The organism is Catenuloplanes nepalensis (assembly GCF_030811575.1).
In the GTDB taxonomy this organism is placed as follows: Bacteria; Actinomycetota; Actinomycetes; order Mycobacteriales; family Micromonosporaceae; genus Catenuloplanes; species Catenuloplanes nepalensis.
The window spans coordinates 917,655-936,279 of record NZ_JAUSRA010000001.1 but is presented as its reverse complement, the minus strand read 5'-3'; the positions used below and the strand labels follow the sequence as shown (position 1 = coordinate 936,279).

Below are 18,625 nucleotides of genomic sequence, written 5' to 3'. Positions count from 1 at the left end.
GCCGGGGTGGGGTGTTGGCCTGTTCATGGGTGATCGGAAGCCGTATCCGAGTGACGTCAGCGATGCGCAGTGGGCGTTGATCGGCCCGTTTCTGGACGTGTGGCGGGCGGGGCGGGTGTCGGTCGCGGGCCGGACCGGTGAGCAGGATCTGCGGGAGGTCGTGAACGCGATCCTGTATCAGAACCGGACCGGCTGCCAGTGGGCGTATCTGCCGCATGACCTGCCACAGAAGCCGGTGGTCTACTACTACTTCGCGTTGTGGCGTGATGACGGCACCGACGCGGTCATCCATGATCTGCTGCGCTGCCAGGCCCGGCAGAAGGCCGGCCGGGCCGAGGACCCGACCATGGTGGTGCTGGACACCCAGTCGGTGCGGGCCGCGAACCACGTCCCGGCTGCCACGACCGGCAAAGACGCGGGGAAGAAGGTTCCGGGCCGTAAGCGGGGCCTGGCCGTGGATGCTCTCGGGCTGATCATCGCCGTGGTCGTGACCGCCGCGTCGGTGACCGACAACGTCATCGGGATTCGGCTGCTGGACAAGGTCGCCGCGCACGCCCCGACCGTCACCCTCGCCATGGTCGACGCCGGGTTCAAACAGGACGTCGCCGTCCACGGCGCCGTGACAGGTATCGACGTCGAGGTCGTCAAACGCTCCGACACGATGCCGGGGTTCGTGCCGGTGAAGAAGCGGTGGATCGTCGAGCAGGTCTACGGCACCCTGATGCTGCACCGCCGCCTGGCGCGTGAGTACGAGAGCCGCCCGGAATCGAGCGTGTCCCGCACGCTCTGGGCATCGATAGCGAACATGGCCCGCCGCCTGACCGGGACCAGCACCCCGACCTGGCGAGACCGGTAACGGGCCCGCTGATGCACCTGGACACGATCCTCGACCTGATCACCGCGCAGGAGACCACCGCGACGCAGACCGCGCAGCGGCTGCGCGAGCAGATCAGCGCGCTCACCACCGAACTGGACCGCACCGACCGTGAACTGGCCGACCTCGCCACCACCCGGACCACCCTGAAAACAATCGCCGCGGCCCAGTTCACCGCCGAGGAACCGATCGTGATCAGCTCCGCCTACCAGCAGATCCTCACCATCCTCGGCACCGCACCCGACGGCATCCGCGCCAAGGGCATCTGCCTCGCCCTCGACATCGAACCCACACCGGCACACGTCGAAGGCACCCGCGCGAAGCTCAAACGCCTGGTCCACCACAAACTCGTGACCGAGACCGAACCCGGACTGTTCACCCTCACCCCGAAACGGACGTAACCTCCCTTACCGCCCTCTCAGGAGCGCGGCCACCCGTGGCAGCGCCGTGACCAGATCCTCGCGGATCACCTCGGCCGCGATCGCGTCGTAGGGCGTCGGGTCCCGGTTGATCACCACGAGCTGGGCGCCGCGGTCCACCGCGAGCGCGCACAGCGACGCGACCGGGTTCACGATCAGCGAGCTGCCCGCCGCGATGACCAGCTGCGACGCGGACACGATCGCGGCCGCGCCGCCCAGCAGGCGCGCGTCCAGCTCCTCGCCGAACAGCACCGTGCCGAGCTTGAGGACCGCGCCGCACTCGGCGCAGCGCGGATCGGTCTCCCCCGCCGCGACCCGCGCCCGGACCTCCGCGGTGGGCAGCGACCGCCGGCAGCCGGTGCAGTCCGTGCGATGCATGGTCCCGTGCAGCTCCAGCACCTTCCGCTCGGCCAGCCCGGCCCGCTGCTGCAACCCGTCGATGTTCTGGGTCAGCACCCGGACCGCCAGCCCCGGCCGGTCCAGCGACGCGATCGCCCGGTGCGCCGCATTCGGTTCCGCACCCCAGGCGGCGTGGTCCGAATAGGTGCGCCAGAACCGCTCCCGGACCGCCGCGTCGCCGATGAACCGGTCGTAGGTGAAGGCCTCCGCCAGCGACGGGTCCCGGGTCCAGACGCCCTCCGGCCCCCGGTAGTCCGGGATGCCCGACGCCGTCGAGACGCCGGCACCGGTGAGCACCGCGACCCGGCTGACATGCTGCGCCCACACAGGCGTCGACGCGTTCATGGCCACCGAGCCTAGGTCGGCGGCCGCACCGCCGGCGACTCGTTTTCCGGGCCGCTCCTCCGTGGATCGAGGACACCGCGTACCGGTCGGTCGACGCGGTCATCGCGGTCAGTCGATGGATGCGCGCGGACGTGTTGCGCTGCCTGCCGCACCTCAACCCGGACCGGGTGCACGCGATCCACAACGGCATCGACACCGACCGGTTCCACCCGACCGGCGAGCGGGACGCGCTGCCCCGATACGGCATCGACCCGGACCGGCCGATCGTCCTCTTCGTCGGCCGGGTGTCCCGCCAGAAGGGCGTCCTCTCCCTCCTCCGCGCCGGCCACCTGCTCGACCCGCGCGCCCAGCTGGTCATGGGCGCCGGCGCCGCGGACACCCCGGAGCTGGCGGAGGAGGGCGCGTCCGCGCTCACCGACCTGCGCGCGTCCCGCCCCGGCGTGCACTGGATCACCGGGCTGCGCGACCCGCTGGTGCTCCGTCAGTTCTTCGCCGCCGCCTCCGTCTTCGTCTGCCCGTCCGTCTACGAGCCGATGGGCATCGTGAACCTGGGAGTCCTTCGCCGACTACCGCTCCGCGGGCCGCACGATCGCCTACCTCAGCCCGTTCTTCGTCGAGGCCGCCGGCTGACACGCTCACCGGACACCGCCGTCGGGTGCCCGCGACCCGGCCCAAGGCACCACAGGTGGCAGCCGGCCCGCTGCCGCGACGAGACCGGACACCGCCCTCCAGCTCCGGCGCCCGGCCGCCGGCACCACGGGTGGCGGCCGGTCGCCCGCCGCGGCGAGGTCCGCGCGATCGTCATCCGCCCGTCGCGTCGGCGGAGCCGGTCAGCGTGACCTCGCGGCCGGGCCAGCGCGACCGCAGCCAGCGGTCGTGGCTGGCGACCACGATCGCGCCGGGACCGGCGGCGAGCGCGTCCTCCAGCTCGTCGGCGAGCCGCGGGGACAGGTGGTTGGTCGGCTCGTCCAGCAGCAGCAGCTCCGGCGGGTCCGCGATGACCAGCGCGAGTGCGAGCCGCCGCCGCTGGCCGACGGACAGCTCGCCGACCGGGAGCGTCTGCGCGCGGGCCGGCAGCAGGCCGAGCGAGCCGAGCGGCACCGCTTCCGCACGATCCGGTCCGAGCGTGGCGGCGTAGAGGTCACGGGCGAGCCGGTCCGGGCGATCGAAGACGGTGTCCTGGGTCAGCAGCGCCACCCGCAACCCACGGCGGCGCTGCACGTCGCCCTCGACGACCACGCCGCCGGCATCCCGCCGCCCGCCGCCGGTGCTCTGCGGGCCCGGGGCGGCACCCGCGTCACGCTGCCCGGCGTCGTCGGTATCGCGCGCGCCCGGGGCCGCACCGGAAGCGGGATGCAGGCGGCCGGCCAGGACCGCGAGCAGCGTGGACTTGCCCGCCCCGTTCGGGCCGGTGATCAGGATGCGGTCGCCGGCGGAGACGTCCAGGCGGTCGAGGAACAGCCGGCCGGGCACGCGCACGTCGCGGAGCGAGATCAGCGACCCGGACGCGGACGTGGCGGCCAGTGTGGACGGCGCGAAGCGCAGCGGTTTCGGCGGCTTGCGGACCTGGGTGCGTTCCAGCTCCTTCAGCCGCCGGGCCGCGTTGCGGACCCGGCGGGAGACCTGCTGCTGGACGCGGCCGGCCGTGTGCCCGTAGCCCATCCTCTCGCCGTCCCGCGGCGGCCGGCCGTGCGCGACCTGCTGCGCCGTGACCGAGGCCGCGTGGCGCAGCGCGGTCAGCTCGTCCTGCTCCTCGGAGAACCGGCGCTGCCACCGTTCCCGCTCCGCGCGCTTCGCGGCCTGGTATGCGGTGTAGCCGCCGCCGTACCGGGTCGGGCCGTCCGTGGCCGGGTCCAGGTCGATCAGGTCGGTGCAGGCCGCGTCCAGGAACGCGCGGTCGTGACTGGCCACGAGCACCACGCCGGGCAGCCCGCGCAACTCCTCCTCCAGGAACGCGGCGGCCGCGTCGTCGAGGTGGTTGGTCGGCTCGTCGAGCAGCAGCGCGGCCGGGCGGCGGACCAGCAGCGCGGCCAGCGCGAGCCGGCCGCGTTCGCCGCCGGACAGCGATCCCACGGTCCGGGCCAGGTCCAGGTGGCCGAGCCCGAGCCCGGCCATGACCAGCGTGGCGCGCCGGTCCGCGTCCCACGCGTCCAGCTCCTCGGCCCGCTCCAGCCACGTGCCGTATCCGGCCAGAAGTTCCTCAGCCGACCCGGAGATCATCGCCGAGCCGGAGACCGCCAGCCCGGAGACCGCCGTCCCGCAGACCGCCGTCCCGGCAGCAGCCGTGTGCGGAGCAGCCGCCGTGTCCGGGCCGGCCGCGCTGGACACGGCCGCGCCGGGAGCCGCCGCAGCGTCCGGGCCCGCAGCGTCCGGGCCCGCAGCCATCGCGGCGGCCAGGCGGTCGAGCGTGGCCAGCGCGAGGCGGGCCTCGCGGAGTGCGTCGTCGAGCACGTCCGAGAGCGTGGCACCGGACGGAAACGGCAGCTCCTGGTGCAGGAAGCCGAGCGACTCGGGACGCACCACGCTGCCCGAGTCGGGCACGTCCGCGCCCGCCAGCAGGCGCAGCAGCGTGGTCTTGCCGGTGCCGTTCTCGCCGATCAGGCCGATGCGCTGACCGGGTGCGGCGACGAGGGAGACGCCGTCGAGCACCCGGCGGCTGCCGAGCGTGCGGACGAGGTCATGGGCGAGCAGGGCGGGCATGGACATGCCGGGACACCTCGGGAGAAACGAGAGGAAACCCGCCGGGCAGCACAGGCCTCGGGCACGGGTCGGGGAGGTGTCAACGGCTCACATCGCGATCAACGGTAGCGCCGCGCCGCACCCCCGGCAAGCGACTTGCCGGTGTACGCTCCTCAACCATGACCGCGCGACTGAACTTCTGGTGGCACGCCTCCGAGGCGGCCCACCAGCCCCGCGCGTAACCACACCGCGGCCGCCCATCGAGGCGGCCGCCACATGCTCCTCCTGTGGCACGACAAGGTCCGCCGAGAGCGACGGCCCTGACCACGGGAGACCGCATTGTTCACTCGGATCATCACCGGCGAGCGGCCGTTCGCGCTGCTGCGGCGCGAGGGCGCCGACGAGGTCGAGGCCCTCACCGGCGACCTCGCCGTCGCCGGCACGCTCGCGGAGCTGCCGCTCGACGCGCGCACCGGGCCGCAGACGCTGGCGCTCGTCCCGTACCGGCAGATCATGGAACGGGGTTTCGAGACCGTCGACGACGGCACGCCGATGGAGTTTCTGCGGATCGCGGAGGCGACCGCCCACCCGGTCGGCGACGTGCTGCGGGCGCTCCCGGACGTCCCGATCGTCACCGAGAGCGCGGGTTTCGACGTCGACGACGACGCCTACGCCCGCGAGGTCGAGTCCGTGCTGCGCGAGGAGATCGGGCGCGGCGAGGGGGCGAACTTCGTCATCCACCGCACCTGGAACGCGACGGTCCGGACCGACCCGCGCACGGCCGCGCTCGCCGCGTTCCGGCGGTTGCTGACCGAGGAGCGCGGCGCGTACTGGACGTTCCTGGTCTGGACCGGCACCCGCTATCTGATCGGCGCGACGCCGGAGCGGCACGTCAGCGTGGACCGCGGCCTCGTGATGATGAATCCGATCAGCGGTACGTTCCGGCACGCCGGCGGCGGTGACCTGCTGAGGTTCCTGGCCGACCCGAAGGAGCGCGACGAGCTCTACATGGTGCTGGACGAGGAGCTGAAGATGATGGCCACGGTCGCGGAGGGCGGCGGCCAGGTGCTCGGCCCGTACCTGAAGGAGATGTCGCACCTCACCCACACCGAATATCTGCTGGCCGGGCGCACCACGCGGGACGTGCGGGAGGTGCTGCGCGAGACGATGTTCGCGCCGACCGTGACCGGCAGCCCGATCGAGAACGCGGCCCGGGTGATCGCGCGGCACGAGCGCCGGGGCCGCCGCTACTACGCGGGCGTGCTGGCGCTGCTCGGCCGGGACGCGGACGGCGGCCAGTCACTGGACGCGCCGATCCTGATCCGGACCGCGGAGTTGTCGCCCGCCGGTGAGCTGCGCGTGCCGGTCGGCGCCACGCTGGTCCGGCACTCGACGCCGGCCGGCGAGGTCGCGGAGACCTATGCCAAGGCCGCGGGCGTGCTCACCGCGCTCGGCCTGCGTCCCCGCGTCACCGCCGAGACGACCACGACCCACGATCACGACCATCCGGCGGTACGCCGTGCGCTCGCCGCCCGCAACGACCGGCTCGCCCGGTTCTGGCTCGACGACCGGGCGGCCGGCGGATCCGGAACGCCGGTCTTCGCCGGGCGGCGCGCGCTGATCGTGGACGGGGAGGACACGTTCACCGGCATGCTGGCCCACCAGCTGCGCGCGCTCGGCCTGGAGGTGACCGTACGGCCGTGGCACACTCCGAGCCCGGACCTGGACGCGTTCGACCTGGTGGTGCCGGGCCCGGGGCCGGGCGATCCGGCGGATCCGGCGTTCCCGCCCGGCGCGGCGCTGCGCGCGGTGATCGCGGGGCGGCTGGCGTCCGGCCGGCCGATGCTGGCCGTGTGCCTCTCGCACCAGCTGTTGTCCGGCATGCTGGGACTGCCGCTGCACCGTAGGGACGCGCCCTATCAGGGAATGCAGCGCGACATCTCACTTTTCGGGACGATGCGCCGGGTCGGCTTCTATTCCACCTACACCGCGCTGTCCGGCGTGGACCTCGTCCGGACGCCGCACGGTCCGGTCGAGCTGTCGCGGGACCCGGCGGACGGCGCGGTGCACGCGCTGCGTGGGCCCGGTTTCGCGGGCGTGCAGTTCCATCCTGAGTCTGTGCTCAGTCAGGACGGGCTGGCCGTGCTGACCGGCCTGCTCACCACGCTGCTGGAACCCGGAAGCGCTCCCACGCAGAAATCGGTTTCTGATTCGCATATTCCGGCGGTTCGCGGGTAGCACGTTCGGTAGCGGCACCTGATGATGCCGGGGTCGCCGAAGGTCCGGGCGGGTTTGAGAGCCCCCGCCCGGACCTTCGGTTCGGCTGCCGCCCGCCACTTCGCGGCATACATCAAGCCCTTGCTGATACCTGGGGATTAATCCCGGGTTAACGCCCCACGATTCGGCGCTGATCCGGCCACTCCATCAACCCCTGATCGCTACTCTGTGCGCACGTAAGGACCGCACCTTACGTACGTAAAGAAGGTGGAGTATGGCGATTTTTAAGCATTTAAGGGTATCGGGGAGTGTCAGCGCGCGGGGCGACGGCAAGCTCCCGGCCGGCGATCCGGACCCGCCACCGGCGGCCGACACCGCGCACGGCCCGCCCGTTACCGGCGAACCCGGCTCCACAAAGGCCTGGACCTGGCGGGGTGACTTCGGCGCCTCGCTGGTCGTGGTGCTGATCGCCGTGCCGCTCTCGCTCGGCATCGCGGTCGCGTCCGGCGCACCGCTGGTCGCCGGCCTGATCAGCGCCGTGGTCGGCGGCATCGTCGGCGGTCTGATCGGCGGCTCCGCCGTGCAGGTCAGCGGCCCGGCGGCCGGCCTCACCGTGATCGTCGCCGGCCTGGTGCAGTCCTACGGATGGGCCACCACCTGCGCGATCGTCGCGGCGGCCGGCGTCGTTCAGCTGCTGCTCGGGCTGTTCCGGGTGGCCCGCGCCGCGCTCGCGGTCTCGCCCGCGGTCATCCACGGCATGCTCGCCGGCGTCGGCGTGGTCATCGCGCTCTCCCAGCTGCACATCGTGCTCGGCGGCACGCCGCAGAGCTCCGCGCTGGACAACCTCCGCGAGCTGCCCGAGCAACTCGCCCGCAACCACAACCACGCGGTCGCGGTCGGCCTGCTCACGCTGGTCGTGCTGATCGCCTGGCCGCGGCTGTCCCGGCACGTCCGGGTGGTGCCGGCACCGCTCGCGGCGATCGCGGCCGGCACCGGCATCGCGGTCGCGTTCGGCTGGGACATCACCCGCGTCGACCTGCCCGACGACCCGATCGGCGCGCTGGTCACACCACAGTGGCCGGACGCCGGCTGGTCCTCGATCGCGGGCGCGGTCGTCGCGGTCGCGCTGGTCGCCAGCGTCGAGTCGCTGCTCTGCGCGGTCGCGGTCGACCGGCTGCACGATGGCACACGCGTCAACCTGGACCGGGAACTGACCGGACAGGGCGCGGCGAACCTGACCGCGGGCCTGCTCGGTGGCCTGCCGATCGCCGGCGTGATCGTGCGCAGCACCGCGAACGCCAAGGCCGGTGCCCGCAGCCGGCGCTCCACCGTCATGCACGGCGTCTGGGTGCTCGTGCTCGCGCTGGCCGCCGCGCCGGCGATCGAGCTGATCCCGCTGAGCGCGCTGGCCGCGCTGCTGGTCGTGATCGGCATCCAGATGGTCAACCTGGCGCACATGCGCGGCGTGCACCGGCACGGCGAACTGCCCGTCTACCTGCTCACCATGGCGGGTGTGGTGGCGCTCGGGCTCTTCGAGGGCGTGCTGATCGGGCTCGGCTGCGCGCTGCTGCTGACGATCCGGCGGCTGGCCCGCATCTCCGTCAAGGTCACGCCGCAGCTGGACGCGCCGGTCCAGGTCACGGTGGACGGGTCGCTGACGTTCCTGAGCGTGCCCGCGCTGACCCGCGCGCTCACGGCCGTACCCGCGAAGGCTGTTGTTGAGCTTTCTTTGAACATCGATTTCATGGACCACGCCGGCGTCACCTCGATCGACGACTGGCGCACCGGGTACGAACGCGCCGGCGGAACCGTGCGCATCGACGAGGTGCGCGAGCAGTGGTTCGCGCCGGGCAGGTCCGGACTGCCGCGGCCGGTGCGGCGCACGCCACCGGTACGTGATCGCGCGGCCTGGCACCCGCTCGCCGCCACGCTCTCCGGCCGCCGGCAGCTGGAGGAGGGCACCGAGGAGTACCAATCGAAGGTGGCCCCGCTGGTCCGGCCGCTCCTCAGCGAGCTGGCGCACGGGCAGCGGCCCACCCACCTCTTCATCACCTGCGCCGACTCGCGCCTGGTGCCCAACATGATCACGTCGAGCGGCCCAGGTGACCTGTTCACGGTCCGCAACGTCGGCAACCTGGTGCCGCGCCACGACGAGGCCGACCCGAACGACTCCACGATCGCCGCCATCGAGTACGCGCTGGCGGTGCTGCCGATCAAAACCATCACGGTCTGCGGCCACTCGGCCTGCGGCGCCATGGACGCGCTGCTCACGCCGGAGCGTGCGGGGAACATGCCGTACCTGAGCGGCTGGCTGCGACACGGTTCGCACAGCCTGGACCGGCTGCCGTCACGGCCGGCCGGACCCGGCCGCCTGGACCTCCTCGGCCGGGAGAACGTGCTGCAGCAACTGGACAACCTGCGCACCCACCCGGCGGTCGCGGCCCGCGAGGCGGCCGGTGAACTGGAGTTGTGCGGCGGCTACTTCGACATCGCGGAGGGGCGCCTGCACATCCTCTCGCCCGCCGCACCGGTCACCGTCTAGGCGCCTTCCACAGTGGCACGATTTGGTGATCTGCCCAGGTCAGAGCCCTCGTAGAGTAGTAAGCGGCCGGTCGGGAGGGGTCGGCCGACAGCGCAACGAGGGGAAGTCGAGATGACATACATCGGCCCGGGCTAGACAGACCCTCAGATCACGTCCCGCATCCCCGGACGCGCCCGCGTCCGGGGATGCTTCACGTCATGACGGATCTTCGGTACGCGGGCTTCGCCCGGGAGGCGCACGGGGTCTCCCCGGCCTACGAGACGCTCGCGCGGTCGGTCGCGAACGACGCGCCACTGCTCGCGCTGATCGACACGCTCCCGGAGGCGAAGCGGCAGCCGAACCTGCTCTTCGGCGCGGTCCGGCTGCTCGGCGGGCCGGTGGCGCCGTGGGCGGACTTCCGCGCGTTCGTGACGGAGCACTGGGACGCGGTCGCGCGCGAGATGCGCGCCCGGATCACGCAGACGAATGAGGCCGGGCGATGCGCGGTGCTGTTGCCGCTGCTGGCCGCGCTGCCGCAGCCGCTGGCGCTGCTGGAGGTGGGCGCCTCCGCGGGGCTGTGCCTCTACCCGGACCGCTACTCCTATCGGTACGGCGGGGCCCCGCTCGGGTCCGGCGTACCGGTGCTGGACTGCGATTCTGATCTGCTGCCGGCCGGGCTGCCCACGGTCGTGTGGCGGGCCGGGATCGACCTGAACCCGCTGGACGTGCGCTCACCCGAGGACCTGGCCTGGCTGGACGCGCTGATCTGGCCGGAACACGCACACCGGCGGGACCGGCTGCGCGCGGCGGCCGCGATCGTGGCGGCGGACCCGCCGCTGCTGGTGCGCGGCGACCTGGTGGAGGCGCTGCCGGCGCTGGCCTCGACGGCGCCGGCCGATGCGACGCTGGTCGTGTTCCACACGTCCGTGCTGTACCTGGTGCCGCCGGAGCCGCGGGCCGCGTTCGTGTCGCTGGTCCGGTCGCTGCCCGGGCACTGGATCTCGAACGAGTCGCCGGAGGTGCTTCCGCCGCCCGGCCCGATCGCGCGCCACCGGCCGGGCACCACAACCTGTTGTCGCTGGACGGGCGGCCGGTCGCCTGGACACGTGGTCACGGTCAGGGCATGACTGCCCTGCCGCCGGCCGGCGCGCTCCGCAGCGACGGATCCCGCTCCTGAGCGGCGGTGGTCTCGCAGACCGCAGTGGTTGCGGCAGGTCTAGTAGGCCGACCGGGGAGGGGTCGCGCCAGCGGATCTCCCACGGGCCGCGGCGGAACCGCCGGCCGCGGCGAGGAGGGCGGCGTGATCTTCAGGAGTCAACCGGTCGGTGCGCACGCGATGCATTCAAGCGCATCGCGCGCGCACCGGTGTCAGAGGTGGCGGGAGATGCGGGGGTCGTCGGCCGGGAGGCTGCGCACGCGGCCGTCACGGTCGATCACCCGGACGACAGGCACCCGGCCGGTGCGCGGGCGCGCGGCCAGCCAGGCCAGGCCGGCAACGGCCAGCAGTGCGATCGTCGACACCCACAGGATCAGGGTCGGCATGGGGGGACCTCCCAACGTCGGCCACACCAGAGTAGCGCGGGTTCCACGGCACGCCACCGGTGGAGACAATCACACAGGGTAACCCTCAGCTCAGCCGGCCGCGGCGGGCGGCCACTGGCCGGGGTCGCGCGGCGCCGGGGAGATCGGCCGGACGACCACGTCGAAGGCCCCGGTGCGCGGCATCCGCGGCGGCTCCGGCTCGCCGATCTCCGCCTCGGCGGAGACGGACAGGCCGGACGGATCCCAGGAGAGCAGGTCGGCCACGTCCTGCCGGCCCGGGGCCAGCCGTTGCGGCGGCGACACCTGCCGCAGGCTCCCGAGCGCCTCCATCAGGCGCGGCACGTCCTCGCCGTCCAGCCGGAACGACGCGCGGCACTGGCGGTCGGACCAGAGCGAGAGCACCACCATGCCGCTCTCGTCGTGGCAGCTGACCCGCATGACACGCCCGTCACCCCGGACATCGGAGAAGAGGTCACCCCGGCGTGGCATCGGCACGAGTTCACCCATGCGCACATCCTGCCGGTCCGATCATCAATTAGGAAGGGTCGCCCGAACCGGAGGCTCCGGGCCCGCGGGTACGCGCCGGACGACCTGAACCGCCGGTCGAGACCGAACCGGGGCAGGCCTCGTGTTCAGGGCGTCCCCGACGCCGCGCCAACGACATGGGGGACGCCCTGATCACGGGAGAGGGCGATCGGTCTACAGCGTCAGGTTGCGGCCGGTGGCGGCGTCGAACAGGTGGATCTTTTCAAGGTTGAGCCAGACCCGGTGCGGCTCGCCGGAGCGGACACGGGACTCCGCGGAGAAGCGGGTGACCAGGTTGGAGGCGCCGGACGGCAGGTCGGCGCCGCCCGCGTCCGCGGCCAGCTCCTCCAGCTCGGCCGAGGTCGCGGTCGCGCCCTCGAGCGTGAAGTAGGCGTACTTGTCGGAGCCCATCGACTCGACCAGGTCGACCGGCGCGGTGAACTCGTGGCCCCGGGGCCGCTGGGCGTCGTCGATCAGGGCGGCGTCCTCGAAGTGCTCGGGCCGGATGCCCAGGATCAGCTCGGACGAGGAGAGCGCATCCCGTACCCGCGAAGGGGTCTGGATCTTTCCGAGCGGCGTCTCCAGGAAGCCGTCCGAGACCGCGGCCGGCAGGAAGTTCATCGACGGCGAGCCGATGAACCCGGCCGTGAAGAGGTTGGCCGGATGGTCGTAGAGGTCCTGCGGGTGGCCCACCTGCTGCACCCGGCCGGCCCGCATCACCACCACGCGGTCGCCGAGCGTCATCGCCTCGGTCTGGTCGTGTGTCACGTACACCGTGGTGGTGCCGAGCTGTTTCTGCAGGCGGGAGACCTGGGTGCGCATCTGCACGCGCAGCTTGGCGTCCAGGTTGGACAGCGGCTCGTCCATCAGGAACGCCTTCGGGCTGCGCACGATCGCGCGGCCCATCGCGACGCGCTGACGCTGCCCGCCGGAGAGGTTCGCGGGCTTGCGGTCGAGGTACGGCGTCAGCTCCAGGATCTTGGCGGCCTCCTCGACCTTCTGGTTGATGACCGCCTTGTCCAGCTTGGCCAGTTTGAGCGGGAAGCCCATGTTGTCCCGGACGGTCATGTTCGGATAGAGCGCGTAGGACTGGAACACCATGGCGATGTCCCGGTCGCGCGGCGTCTTGTCGTTGACTCGCTCGCCGCCGATCAGCAGGTCGCCGGAGCTGATGTCCTCCAGCCCGGCGATCATGTTGAGCGTGGTGGACTTGCCGCAGCCGGACGGGCCGACCAGGATCACGAACTCACCGTCCGCGATCTCGAGGCTCACCTCCTCGACCGCGGTCGTGCCGTCCGGGTACTGCTTGCCGATCCTGTCGAGAACTATCTCAGCCATTGACCATCACCCCTTGACCGCGCCGTTCGTCAGACCCGAGACGATGCGACGCTGGAAGAACAGCACGAACAGAATGATCGGGATCGTGATCACCACGGCGGCCGCGGAGATCGCGCCGGTCGGATCCTCGAACTGGGACTCGCCGGTGAAGAACGACAGCGCGACCGGCACCGTGCGGGACCGCTCGGTGGAGGTCAGCGAGATCGCGAACAGGAAGTCGTTCCAGCAGAAGATGAAGACCAGGATCGCGGTGGTGAACACGCCCGGCGCGGCCAGCGGCGCGATCACCCGGCGGAACGCCTGCGCCTGGGTGGCGCCGTCCATCTTCGCGGCCTTCTCCAGGTCCCACGGGATCTGTTTGAAGAACGCGGAGAGCGTGTAGATCGCCAGCGGCAGCGCGAACGTGATGTACGGCAGGATCAGCCCCGGCCAGGTGTCGAAGAGGCCGAGCCGGCGCTCGATCTCGAAGAGCGGCGAGACCAGCGAGACCTGCGGGAACATCGCGATCAGCAGCGACACGCCGACCAGCAGCCCCTTGCCGGGGAAGTCCAGCCGGGCGATCGCGTACGCGGCCATGGTGCCGAGCACGACCGCGACCGCGGTGGCGATCAGCGCGATGCCGATCGAGTTGACCAGCGCGCGGACGAACTGGTCGGTGGTGAAGATGACCCGGTAGTTGTCGAGCGTCCACTCCCGCGGGACGAAGTTGCCGTCCGTCAGCGTGTCCGGCGTCTTGAACGACAGCGACGCGATCCACAGCACCGGGAACAGCGCGAACACCACGACCACGACGTCCAGGAGACCCCAGGAGATCTTGGCGCGGGTCTCCTTGCTGACGCGGCTCTCCTTGCTGACGCGGTTCTCCACAACGGCTGTCATCAGCGCCTCCCGTCATCGGAGGCACCGGGCGCGGCGGTGCCGAAGAGCTTGACGAAGATGAACGCGATCACCGCGACCGCGAGGAAGATCAGCACGGACATCGTGGAGCCGATGCCGAGGTTGAGCCCGCGCAACAGGTTGTTGTAGGCGATCATCGACACCGAGGACGTCTCGTTCGCGCCCGCGGTCAACACATAGATGTTGTCGAATACCCTGAATGCATCGAGGGTACGGAAGAGGAGCGCGACCAGGATCGCCGGCTTCATCACCGGCAGCATCACATTGGTGAACCGCTGCCACCAGGTCGCGCCGTCCATCGACGCGGCCCGCAGCAGTTCCTCCGGCACCAGCGCCAGCCCGGCCATCAGCAGCAGCGCCATGAACGGCGTGGTCTTCCAGATCTCCGCCACGATGATGATCGCCAGCGAGCCGGCCCGTTCGGTGAGCGGCGCGCCGTCCGGCGTCAGCAGGTTCGCGAGGTAACCGGTGTCCGGCGTCCACGCGTACCGCCAGGAGAACGCGGCCACCACGGTCACGATGCCGTACGGGATCAGCGCCGCGGTCCGCACGATGCCGCGCCCGACCAGCGTCCGGTGCATGATCAGCGCCAGGCCCATGCCGAGCACCAGCTCGATCACGACCGTGACCACGGTGATCAGCATGGTCACGCCGAACGCGGTCCACCAGTACCCGTTGGACAGCACGGTCACGTAGTTCTCCAGGCCGACGAACTCGCGCTCGTCCGGGAACTTCAGGTCGAAGCGTTGCAACGACAACCAGACCGAATACAGGATCGGGTACGCCGTGACCGCCACCATCACGATCGCGGCCGGCGCGCAGAGCAGCCAGCCGAGCCGCCGCTCCTGCCTCTTGCCCTCACTGAGCTGTGTCACGGCAGCACCCCCTTGGACTCGAGGGCGTCCTGGATCTGCTTCCGCAGCAGCTCCGCGGTCTCGTCCGGGTCGATGTCACCCGGCGGGGACAGTGTGGCCGACATGACCGTGGAGATGTTCTGGTACGCCGGGGAGAGCGGCCGCACGGACGCGTCCTGCAACTCCTCCAGGATCACGTCCTTCATCGGGTACGCCTCGGCCATCTCGGGCGCGTCGTAGACCGACTCGATCGTCGGCGGCACCCCGTCGTTGATCGCCGCGTACTTCTGGTTCTCGGCGTTCCGCAGGCAGCGCGCCGCCTCGAACGACTCCACCGGATACCTGGTGTACGCGCTGACCGCCAGGTTGGTGCCGCCGATCGTGACCCGGCTCGGCGTGTTCGCGTCCACCCCGGGGTACCGGGCCCAGCGCACGTTCCGCGCCAGGTCCGGCGCCGCCGCCTGCATGGCCGGGTAGACGTACGGCCAGTTCAGCTGGAACGCGCCGTTGCCGCCCTGGAACTCCAGCCGGGCCGGGTCCTCCAGCGCGTTCGTGAACGACGGGCTGGTCACGCCGGCCGTGGCGAACCGCTTGAGCAGGTCCAGTGCCCGCACCGCGCCGTCGTCCAGCACCGCGGTCCTCCCGTCCGCGCTGAGGATGTTGCCGCCGGCGCTGGCCACCAGCGTGTTGTAGAGGACGACGAGCCCCTCGTACTGAGCACCCATCGTGATCACCTGGTACGGCCGGCCCTGCGACCTGAGCTGCTGCGCCTGGGTGATCATCTCGTCCCAGGTGCGCGGCGGGTTCGGCACCAGGTCGGTGCGGTACCAGAGCAGTTGCACGTTCGTGTTGTTCGGCGCCGCGTAGAGCTTGTCCTCGTAGGTCGCGGACTCCAGCGGGCCGGGCAGCGTGCCGTCGCGCACCTCGGCCGCGTCCGCACCGGTCCACTCGCGAATCCAGTTCGCGCCCGCGAACTCCTGCGTCCACGTGACGTCGAGCCCGAGCACGTCCATGCTGTCGTCCTCGGCCGCGAGCCGCCGGACCATCTGCACACGCTGGTCGTCCGCGCCGCGCGGCAGCACGCGGTAGACGATCTCGTAGCGCCCGTTCGCCGCCGCGTTGCAGGTGTCGATCACGGTCTGCATGTTCTCGACCGGCGGGTTGTAGAAGTTGATCGTCGGTGTGCCGCCGTCGTCCTGACCACCGCAGGCCGCGAGCGGCACGGTCACCAGAGCCGCCGCGGCGAGTCTGCGCCAGCGTCGCTTGAGGGGTTCACCCATCCCTGTGCCTCGCCTCCCGTTGGAGATGGCGCGCGCCGCGAGGCTGTGAGCGCAGCGATGCCCCGCGGCACGCGGTCCGGGGGACGACCTCAGCGGGTCATCCGCTACCCCATCTCCCCCGCCCGCAACACAGCGAAACGCATCATTAACACAACGTCCACTTCAGGCGGATTTGAGGCGGCGGTTCGCGGTCAGCGTCAACGCCCGGTCCGCCCAGCTGTCCGCCGACTCGACGCGGCGCAGCAGGATCCCCTCGCGCAGCGCCCACGGGCAGATCGTCACCTCGTCCAGGCCGAACATGTCCAGCATGGTGTGTGCCACCAGCGCGCCGGCCAGCGACTGCCGGGCGCGCGGCGCGGAGATCCCGGGCAGCCGCGCGCGCTTGTCCGCGGTCAGCGCGCCGAGCCGGCCGATCTGCCGGGCCAGCTCGTCGCGGCGCAGCACGCGCGGCACGAACGGGCCCTGCCGCAGCGACGGCGCACCGCAGAGCTGCGCCAGCTGCTGGAACGTGCGGGACGTGGCGACCGCGGTCCGGGGCGCGTCCCACTGCATGCGGCTGGCCACCTCGCCCAGCTCGCGACGCAGGTAGCAGCGCACCTTGTCGATCTTCTTGCCCTCGGGCGGGTCGTCGCGCAGCCGCTCGCGGGTGATCCGGGCCGCGCCGATCGGCAGCGACACGGCGAACGACGGCGTCAGGTCGTGCCCGTAGGCGATCTCGGCCGAGCCGCCACCGATGTCGAGCAGCAGCAGCGGTCCGGCGCGCCAGCCCATCCAGCGGCGCACCGCCAGGAACGTCAGCTCGGCCTCCTCGGTGCCGGAGAGCGTGCCGAGCCGCACGCCGGTCCGCGCCTCGATCTCGCCGAGCGCGGCGTCCCGGTTCGGCGCGTCCCGGACCACGGCCGTGGCGTACGCGAACAGCTCGCGCACCTCCCACCGTCGCGCCCGCCCGGCCGCCGCGCCGACCGCGGTCGCCAGCCGGTCGATCGCCTCGGACCCCAGCTCGCCGTCCCGGCCGACCACTTCGGCCAGCCGCACCGGCTCCTTGACCGCATGCACCGGCAGCGGCACCCCGTCGCCGACGTCCGTCACCACCAGCTGCGCCGTGTTGGAGCCGACGTCGAGCACTCCGATCCGCATGCAGTCAGTGTCCATGATCAACTCTCGCCCACTACCCGGAAGCTAGCAATTACCCGTCGCGTAACCCTTGGACCATCTTCCGTTAACCTTGCGGTCCGGGGCCAACCCGCGAGGCCACCGTCACACCACGGTGTGCGGCAGCCATCGACGGGTTCCGTGTTCCGGCTGCCGCCAAACGCGTGACCCGCGCCGGATCAGGGGACGAGCGGACCGGCCAGCCCGGCGAGCAGGATCGCGGTGGACTGCGCCACGATGGCCGCGCGGTTCGCCTCGAAGACCGCGTCGGTCACCGCGGCCGAGTTGGCCGTGTCGAACGACAGCACCGGCGTGTGCAGGTGACCGCCGGGCGGGGCCGACGGGGTCTCGGTGAGCAGCCGGGTCACGCGGTACGCGCTTTCGTTGGAGAGGTAGCCGCCGCCACCGCCCTCGACCGCGACCGAGCCGTCGGTGGGCCCGTCGGCCCGGACGACCGGGATGGTGCTGCCGGCCGGGATCTCCCGCACCGTGGTGTTGATCCGCACCGGGAAGAGGCCACCGGCCTGCGACATCTCCTCCATCGGCAGCGTGCTGGGCAGGAACTCGGGCCCGGGGCCGACGTTCGGGAAGACGACCGGCGCGTGCGCGAGACCGCCACCCCACAGGTTCAGGTTGTCCGGCGCGGCGGCGGAGCGACGCCGGCCGTTGAACGCCTCCAGGTCGAACGCGCCGGGCCGGCCCTGGCTGATCGTGGTCACCTGGTCCGGCCGGCGGGCCAGCGCGGCACGGAACGCGTCCTCGACCATGCCACCGTCGAAGTCCGGGTAGCGGACCGGGAACACCACGGCCTGCACCTGCACCCGCGTGCCGTCCAGCGTCGTGAGGATCCGGCCGTCCAGCGCGAGCGCGACCGCGCCGGACGGGTTGCCCCGGCGGATCTCCGCGTCCAGCTGGAACGGGTCGAACCCGGAGATCATCAGCTTGCGGACGCCGGGCAGCGGGCGGAACGCGCTGGAGGTGAGCCCGCGGGACGAGTACTCGAGCCGTTTCTCCCAGGCCGCGCGCTCGTCCGCGGAGTGGGAGAAGGACGGTGTCCACTGCCGCAGCGCGCGGGTGAGCGCGAGCCGCGCCCAGTAGAGCGGCCGGTCGTCGTCGGCCGGGAGCGCCGCGCCGAGCGTGAGCGAGCGCTGCGCGCGGGCGACCGCGGACTCGAAGAGCAGGCGGCCGGTGGCCTCCGCGTAGGACCCGGCTGTTCGCGCGTCCGGCACCGCGCAGAGGCCGAGCGTGAACGCGCGGACCAGCGCACCGAAGCCGCTGCGGTCGAGGATCTCGGCGGGGACGGAGGCGGTGCCGCCGGGAACCGGGCGGTCGAGCCGCTCCTCCTCCACGGTGAGCGGCACGGAACCGTCCGCGCAGCCGGCCGGGTGGGCGGCCGCGGGCGTCGCCACCAGCAGCGACACCGTGAGAGTCACTCCACACAGCACGGACAGGCCCCGGGCGAGTCTGGTCACGAGTTCCTCCGCAGCGTCGATCCCGACAAGAGACTAACCAATATCGACCACCGTCAGGTTGCCGCGCGGCGTCGAATTTTTTCGGTCTCATGACGTTTGCCACGCCGGGCC

At 71.9% G+C, this 18,625-nt stretch carries 15 protein-coding genes and 2 pseudogenes; 7 read left to right on the top strand and 10 right to left on the bottom strand.

Annotation, left to right across the window (positions count from 1 at the left end):
- The first annotated feature begins 25 nt into the window (after positions 1-25).
- Both J2S43_RS03930 and J2S43_RS03925 read left to right on the top strand, forming a co-directional pair.
- Complete coding sequence (locus J2S43_RS03930) at positions 26-856, top strand: IS5 family transposase (RefSeq protein ID WP_306827174.1); 831 nt, start codon at positions 26-28, stop codon at positions 854-856.
- 11 nt (positions 857-867) lie between these two features.
- Positions 868-1,275: a hypothetical protein gene (locus J2S43_RS03925; RefSeq protein WP_306827173.1), complete on the top strand. Its 408-nt coding sequence runs from the start codon at positions 868-870 to the stop codon at positions 1,273-1,275.
- 6 nt (positions 1,276-1,281) lie between these two features.
- Here J2S43_RS03925 and J2S43_RS03920 read toward each other — a convergent pair whose 3' ends face one another.
- The gene (locus J2S43_RS03920) at positions 1,282-2,037 is read right to left on the bottom strand and encodes an SIR2 family NAD-dependent protein deacylase (protein WP_306827172.1); all 756 of its coding nucleotides are present in this window, start codon (positions 2,035-2,037) and stop codon (positions 1,282-1,284) included.
- A gap of 29 nt (positions 2,038-2,066) precedes the next feature.
- Between J2S43_RS03920 and J2S43_RS03915 the strand changes: the two are divergent.
- Positions 2,067-2,228, top strand: a pseudogene (locus tag J2S43_RS03915) (glycosyltransferase); the annotation flags it as partial.
- Positions 2,205-2,876, top strand: coding sequence for a glycosyltransferase (locus J2S43_RS03910; RefSeq protein ID WP_306839190.1), 672 nt, complete (start codon positions 2,205-2,207; stop codon positions 2,874-2,876). The pseudogene J2S43_RS03915 and the gene J2S43_RS03910, both read left to right, overlap by 24 nt.
- On the opposite strand, the gene J2S43_RS03905 is transcribed toward J2S43_RS03910, so the two are convergent.
- The gene (locus J2S43_RS03905; RefSeq protein ID WP_306827171.1) at positions 2,839-4,743 is read right to left on the bottom strand and encodes an ABC-F family ATP-binding cassette domain-containing protein; all 1,905 of its coding nucleotides are present in this window, start codon (positions 4,741-4,743) and stop codon (positions 2,839-2,841) included. The genes J2S43_RS03910 and J2S43_RS03905 overlap by 38 nt on opposite strands.
- 312 nt (positions 4,744-5,055) lie before the next feature.
- On the opposite strand from J2S43_RS03905, the gene J2S43_RS03900 reads away from it, so the two are divergent.
- The 3 genes and pseudogenes from J2S43_RS03900 (at position 5,056) to J2S43_RS03890 (ending at position 10,631) form a co-directional block, all read left to right on the top strand.
- A complete protein-coding gene (locus J2S43_RS03900) occupies positions 5,056-6,954 on the top strand; it encodes an anthranilate synthase family protein (RefSeq protein ID WP_306827170.1) in 1,899 nt (632 codons plus the stop codon).
- A gap of 253 nt (positions 6,955-7,207) precedes the next feature.
- On the top strand, positions 7,208-9,475 hold the full coding sequence (locus tag J2S43_RS03895; RefSeq protein WP_306827169.1) for a SulP family inorganic anion transporter: 2,268 nt from the start codon (positions 7,208-7,210) through the stop codon (positions 9,473-9,475).
- Positions 9,476-9,672: 197 nt separating this feature from the next.
- Positions 9,673-10,631 (top strand): annotated as a pseudogene (locus J2S43_RS03890) (DUF2332 family protein).
- A gap of 191 nt (positions 10,632-10,822) precedes the next feature.
- On the opposite strand, the gene J2S43_RS03885 reads toward J2S43_RS03890, so the two are convergent.
- The 8 genes from J2S43_RS03885 to J2S43_RS03850 all read right to left on the bottom strand — a co-directional run bounded on the left by J2S43_RS03885 (position 10,823) and on the right by J2S43_RS03850 (position 18,514).
- The gene (locus tag J2S43_RS03885) at positions 10,823-10,996 is read right to left on the bottom strand and encodes a hypothetical protein (RefSeq protein ID WP_306827168.1); all 174 of its coding nucleotides are present in this window, start codon (positions 10,994-10,996) and stop codon (positions 10,823-10,825) included.
- A gap of 90 nt (positions 10,997-11,086) precedes the next feature.
- Complete coding sequence (locus tag J2S43_RS03880) at positions 11,087-11,503, bottom strand: hypothetical protein (RefSeq protein ID WP_306827167.1); 417 nt, start codon at positions 11,501-11,503, stop codon at positions 11,087-11,089.
- A 192-nt stretch (positions 11,504-11,695) separates the two neighbouring features.
- Entirely contained in the window at positions 11,696-12,859 is a 1,164-nt protein-coding gene (locus J2S43_RS03875) for an ABC transporter ATP-binding protein (protein ID WP_306827166.1), read from the bottom strand.
- Positions 12,860-12,865: 6 nt separating this feature from the next.
- Positions 12,866-13,738, bottom strand: coding sequence for a carbohydrate ABC transporter permease (locus tag J2S43_RS03870; RefSeq protein WP_306827165.1), 873 nt, complete (start codon positions 13,736-13,738; stop codon positions 12,866-12,868).
- The gene (locus J2S43_RS03865) at positions 13,738-14,631 is read right to left on the bottom strand and encodes a carbohydrate ABC transporter permease (protein ID WP_306827164.1); all 894 of its coding nucleotides are present in this window, start codon (positions 14,629-14,631) and stop codon (positions 13,738-13,740) included. Before J2S43_RS03865 ends, J2S43_RS03870 begins: the two co-directional genes overlap by 1 nt.
- The gene (locus J2S43_RS03860) at positions 14,628-15,890 is read right to left on the bottom strand and encodes an ABC transporter substrate-binding protein (protein WP_306827163.1); all 1,263 of its coding nucleotides are present in this window, start codon (positions 15,888-15,890) and stop codon (positions 14,628-14,630) included. The genes J2S43_RS03865 and J2S43_RS03860 overlap by 4 nt, the downstream gene beginning before the upstream one ends.
- Positions 15,891-16,052: 162 nt before the next feature.
- On the bottom strand, positions 16,053-17,027 hold the full coding sequence (locus J2S43_RS03855) for a Ppx/GppA family phosphatase (protein ID WP_306827162.1): 975 nt from the start codon (positions 17,025-17,027) through the stop codon (positions 16,053-16,055).
- 194 nt (positions 17,028-17,221) lie between these two features.
- Positions 17,222-18,514, bottom strand: coding sequence for a PA0049 family protein (locus J2S43_RS03850; protein WP_306827161.1), 1,293 nt, complete (start codon positions 18,512-18,514; stop codon positions 17,222-17,224).
- Positions 18,515-18,625: the final 111 nt, after the last annotated feature.

Bases quoted from the DNA above. Each gene is read 5' to 3' on its own strand.
- J2S43_RS03930 (WP_306827174.1), top strand. From the start codon at position 26: ATGGGTGATCGGAAGCCGTATCCGAGTGACGTCAGCGATGCGCAGTGG.
- J2S43_RS03925 (WP_306827173.1), top strand. From the start codon at position 868: ATGCACCTGGACACGATCCTCGACCTGATCACCGCGCAGGAGACCACC.
- J2S43_RS03920 (WP_306827172.1), bottom strand. From the start codon at position 2,037: ATGAACGCGTCGACGCCTGTGTGGGCGCAGCATGTCAGCCGGGTCGCG.
- J2S43_RS03905 (WP_306827171.1), bottom strand. From the start codon at position 4,743: ATGTCCATGCCCGCCCTGCTCGCCCATGACCTCGTCCGCACGCTCGGC.
- J2S43_RS03895 (WP_306827169.1), top strand. From the start codon at position 7,208: ATGGCGATTTTTAAGCATTTAAGGGTATCGGGGAGTGTCAGCGCGCGG.
- J2S43_RS03885 (WP_306827168.1), bottom strand. From the start codon at position 10,996: ATGCCGACCCTGATCCTGTGGGTGTCGACGATCGCACTGCTGGCCGTT.
- J2S43_RS03880 (WP_306827167.1), bottom strand. From the start codon at position 11,503: ATGGGTGAACTCGTGCCGATGCCACGCCGGGGTGACCTCTTCTCCGAT.
- J2S43_RS03875 (WP_306827166.1), bottom strand. From the start codon at position 12,859: ATGGCTGAGATAGTTCTCGACAGGATCGGCAAGCAGTACCCGGACGGC.
- J2S43_RS03870 (WP_306827165.1), bottom strand. From the start codon at position 13,738: ATGACAGCCGTTGTGGAGAACCGCGTCAGCAAGGAGAGCCGCGTCAGC.
- J2S43_RS03860 (WP_306827163.1), bottom strand. From the start codon at position 15,890: ATGGGTGAACCCCTCAAGCGACGCTGGCGCAGACTCGCCGCGGCGGCT.
- J2S43_RS03855 (WP_306827162.1), bottom strand. From the start codon at position 17,027: ATGCGGATCGGAGTGCTCGACGTCGGCTCCAACACGGCGCAGCTGGTG.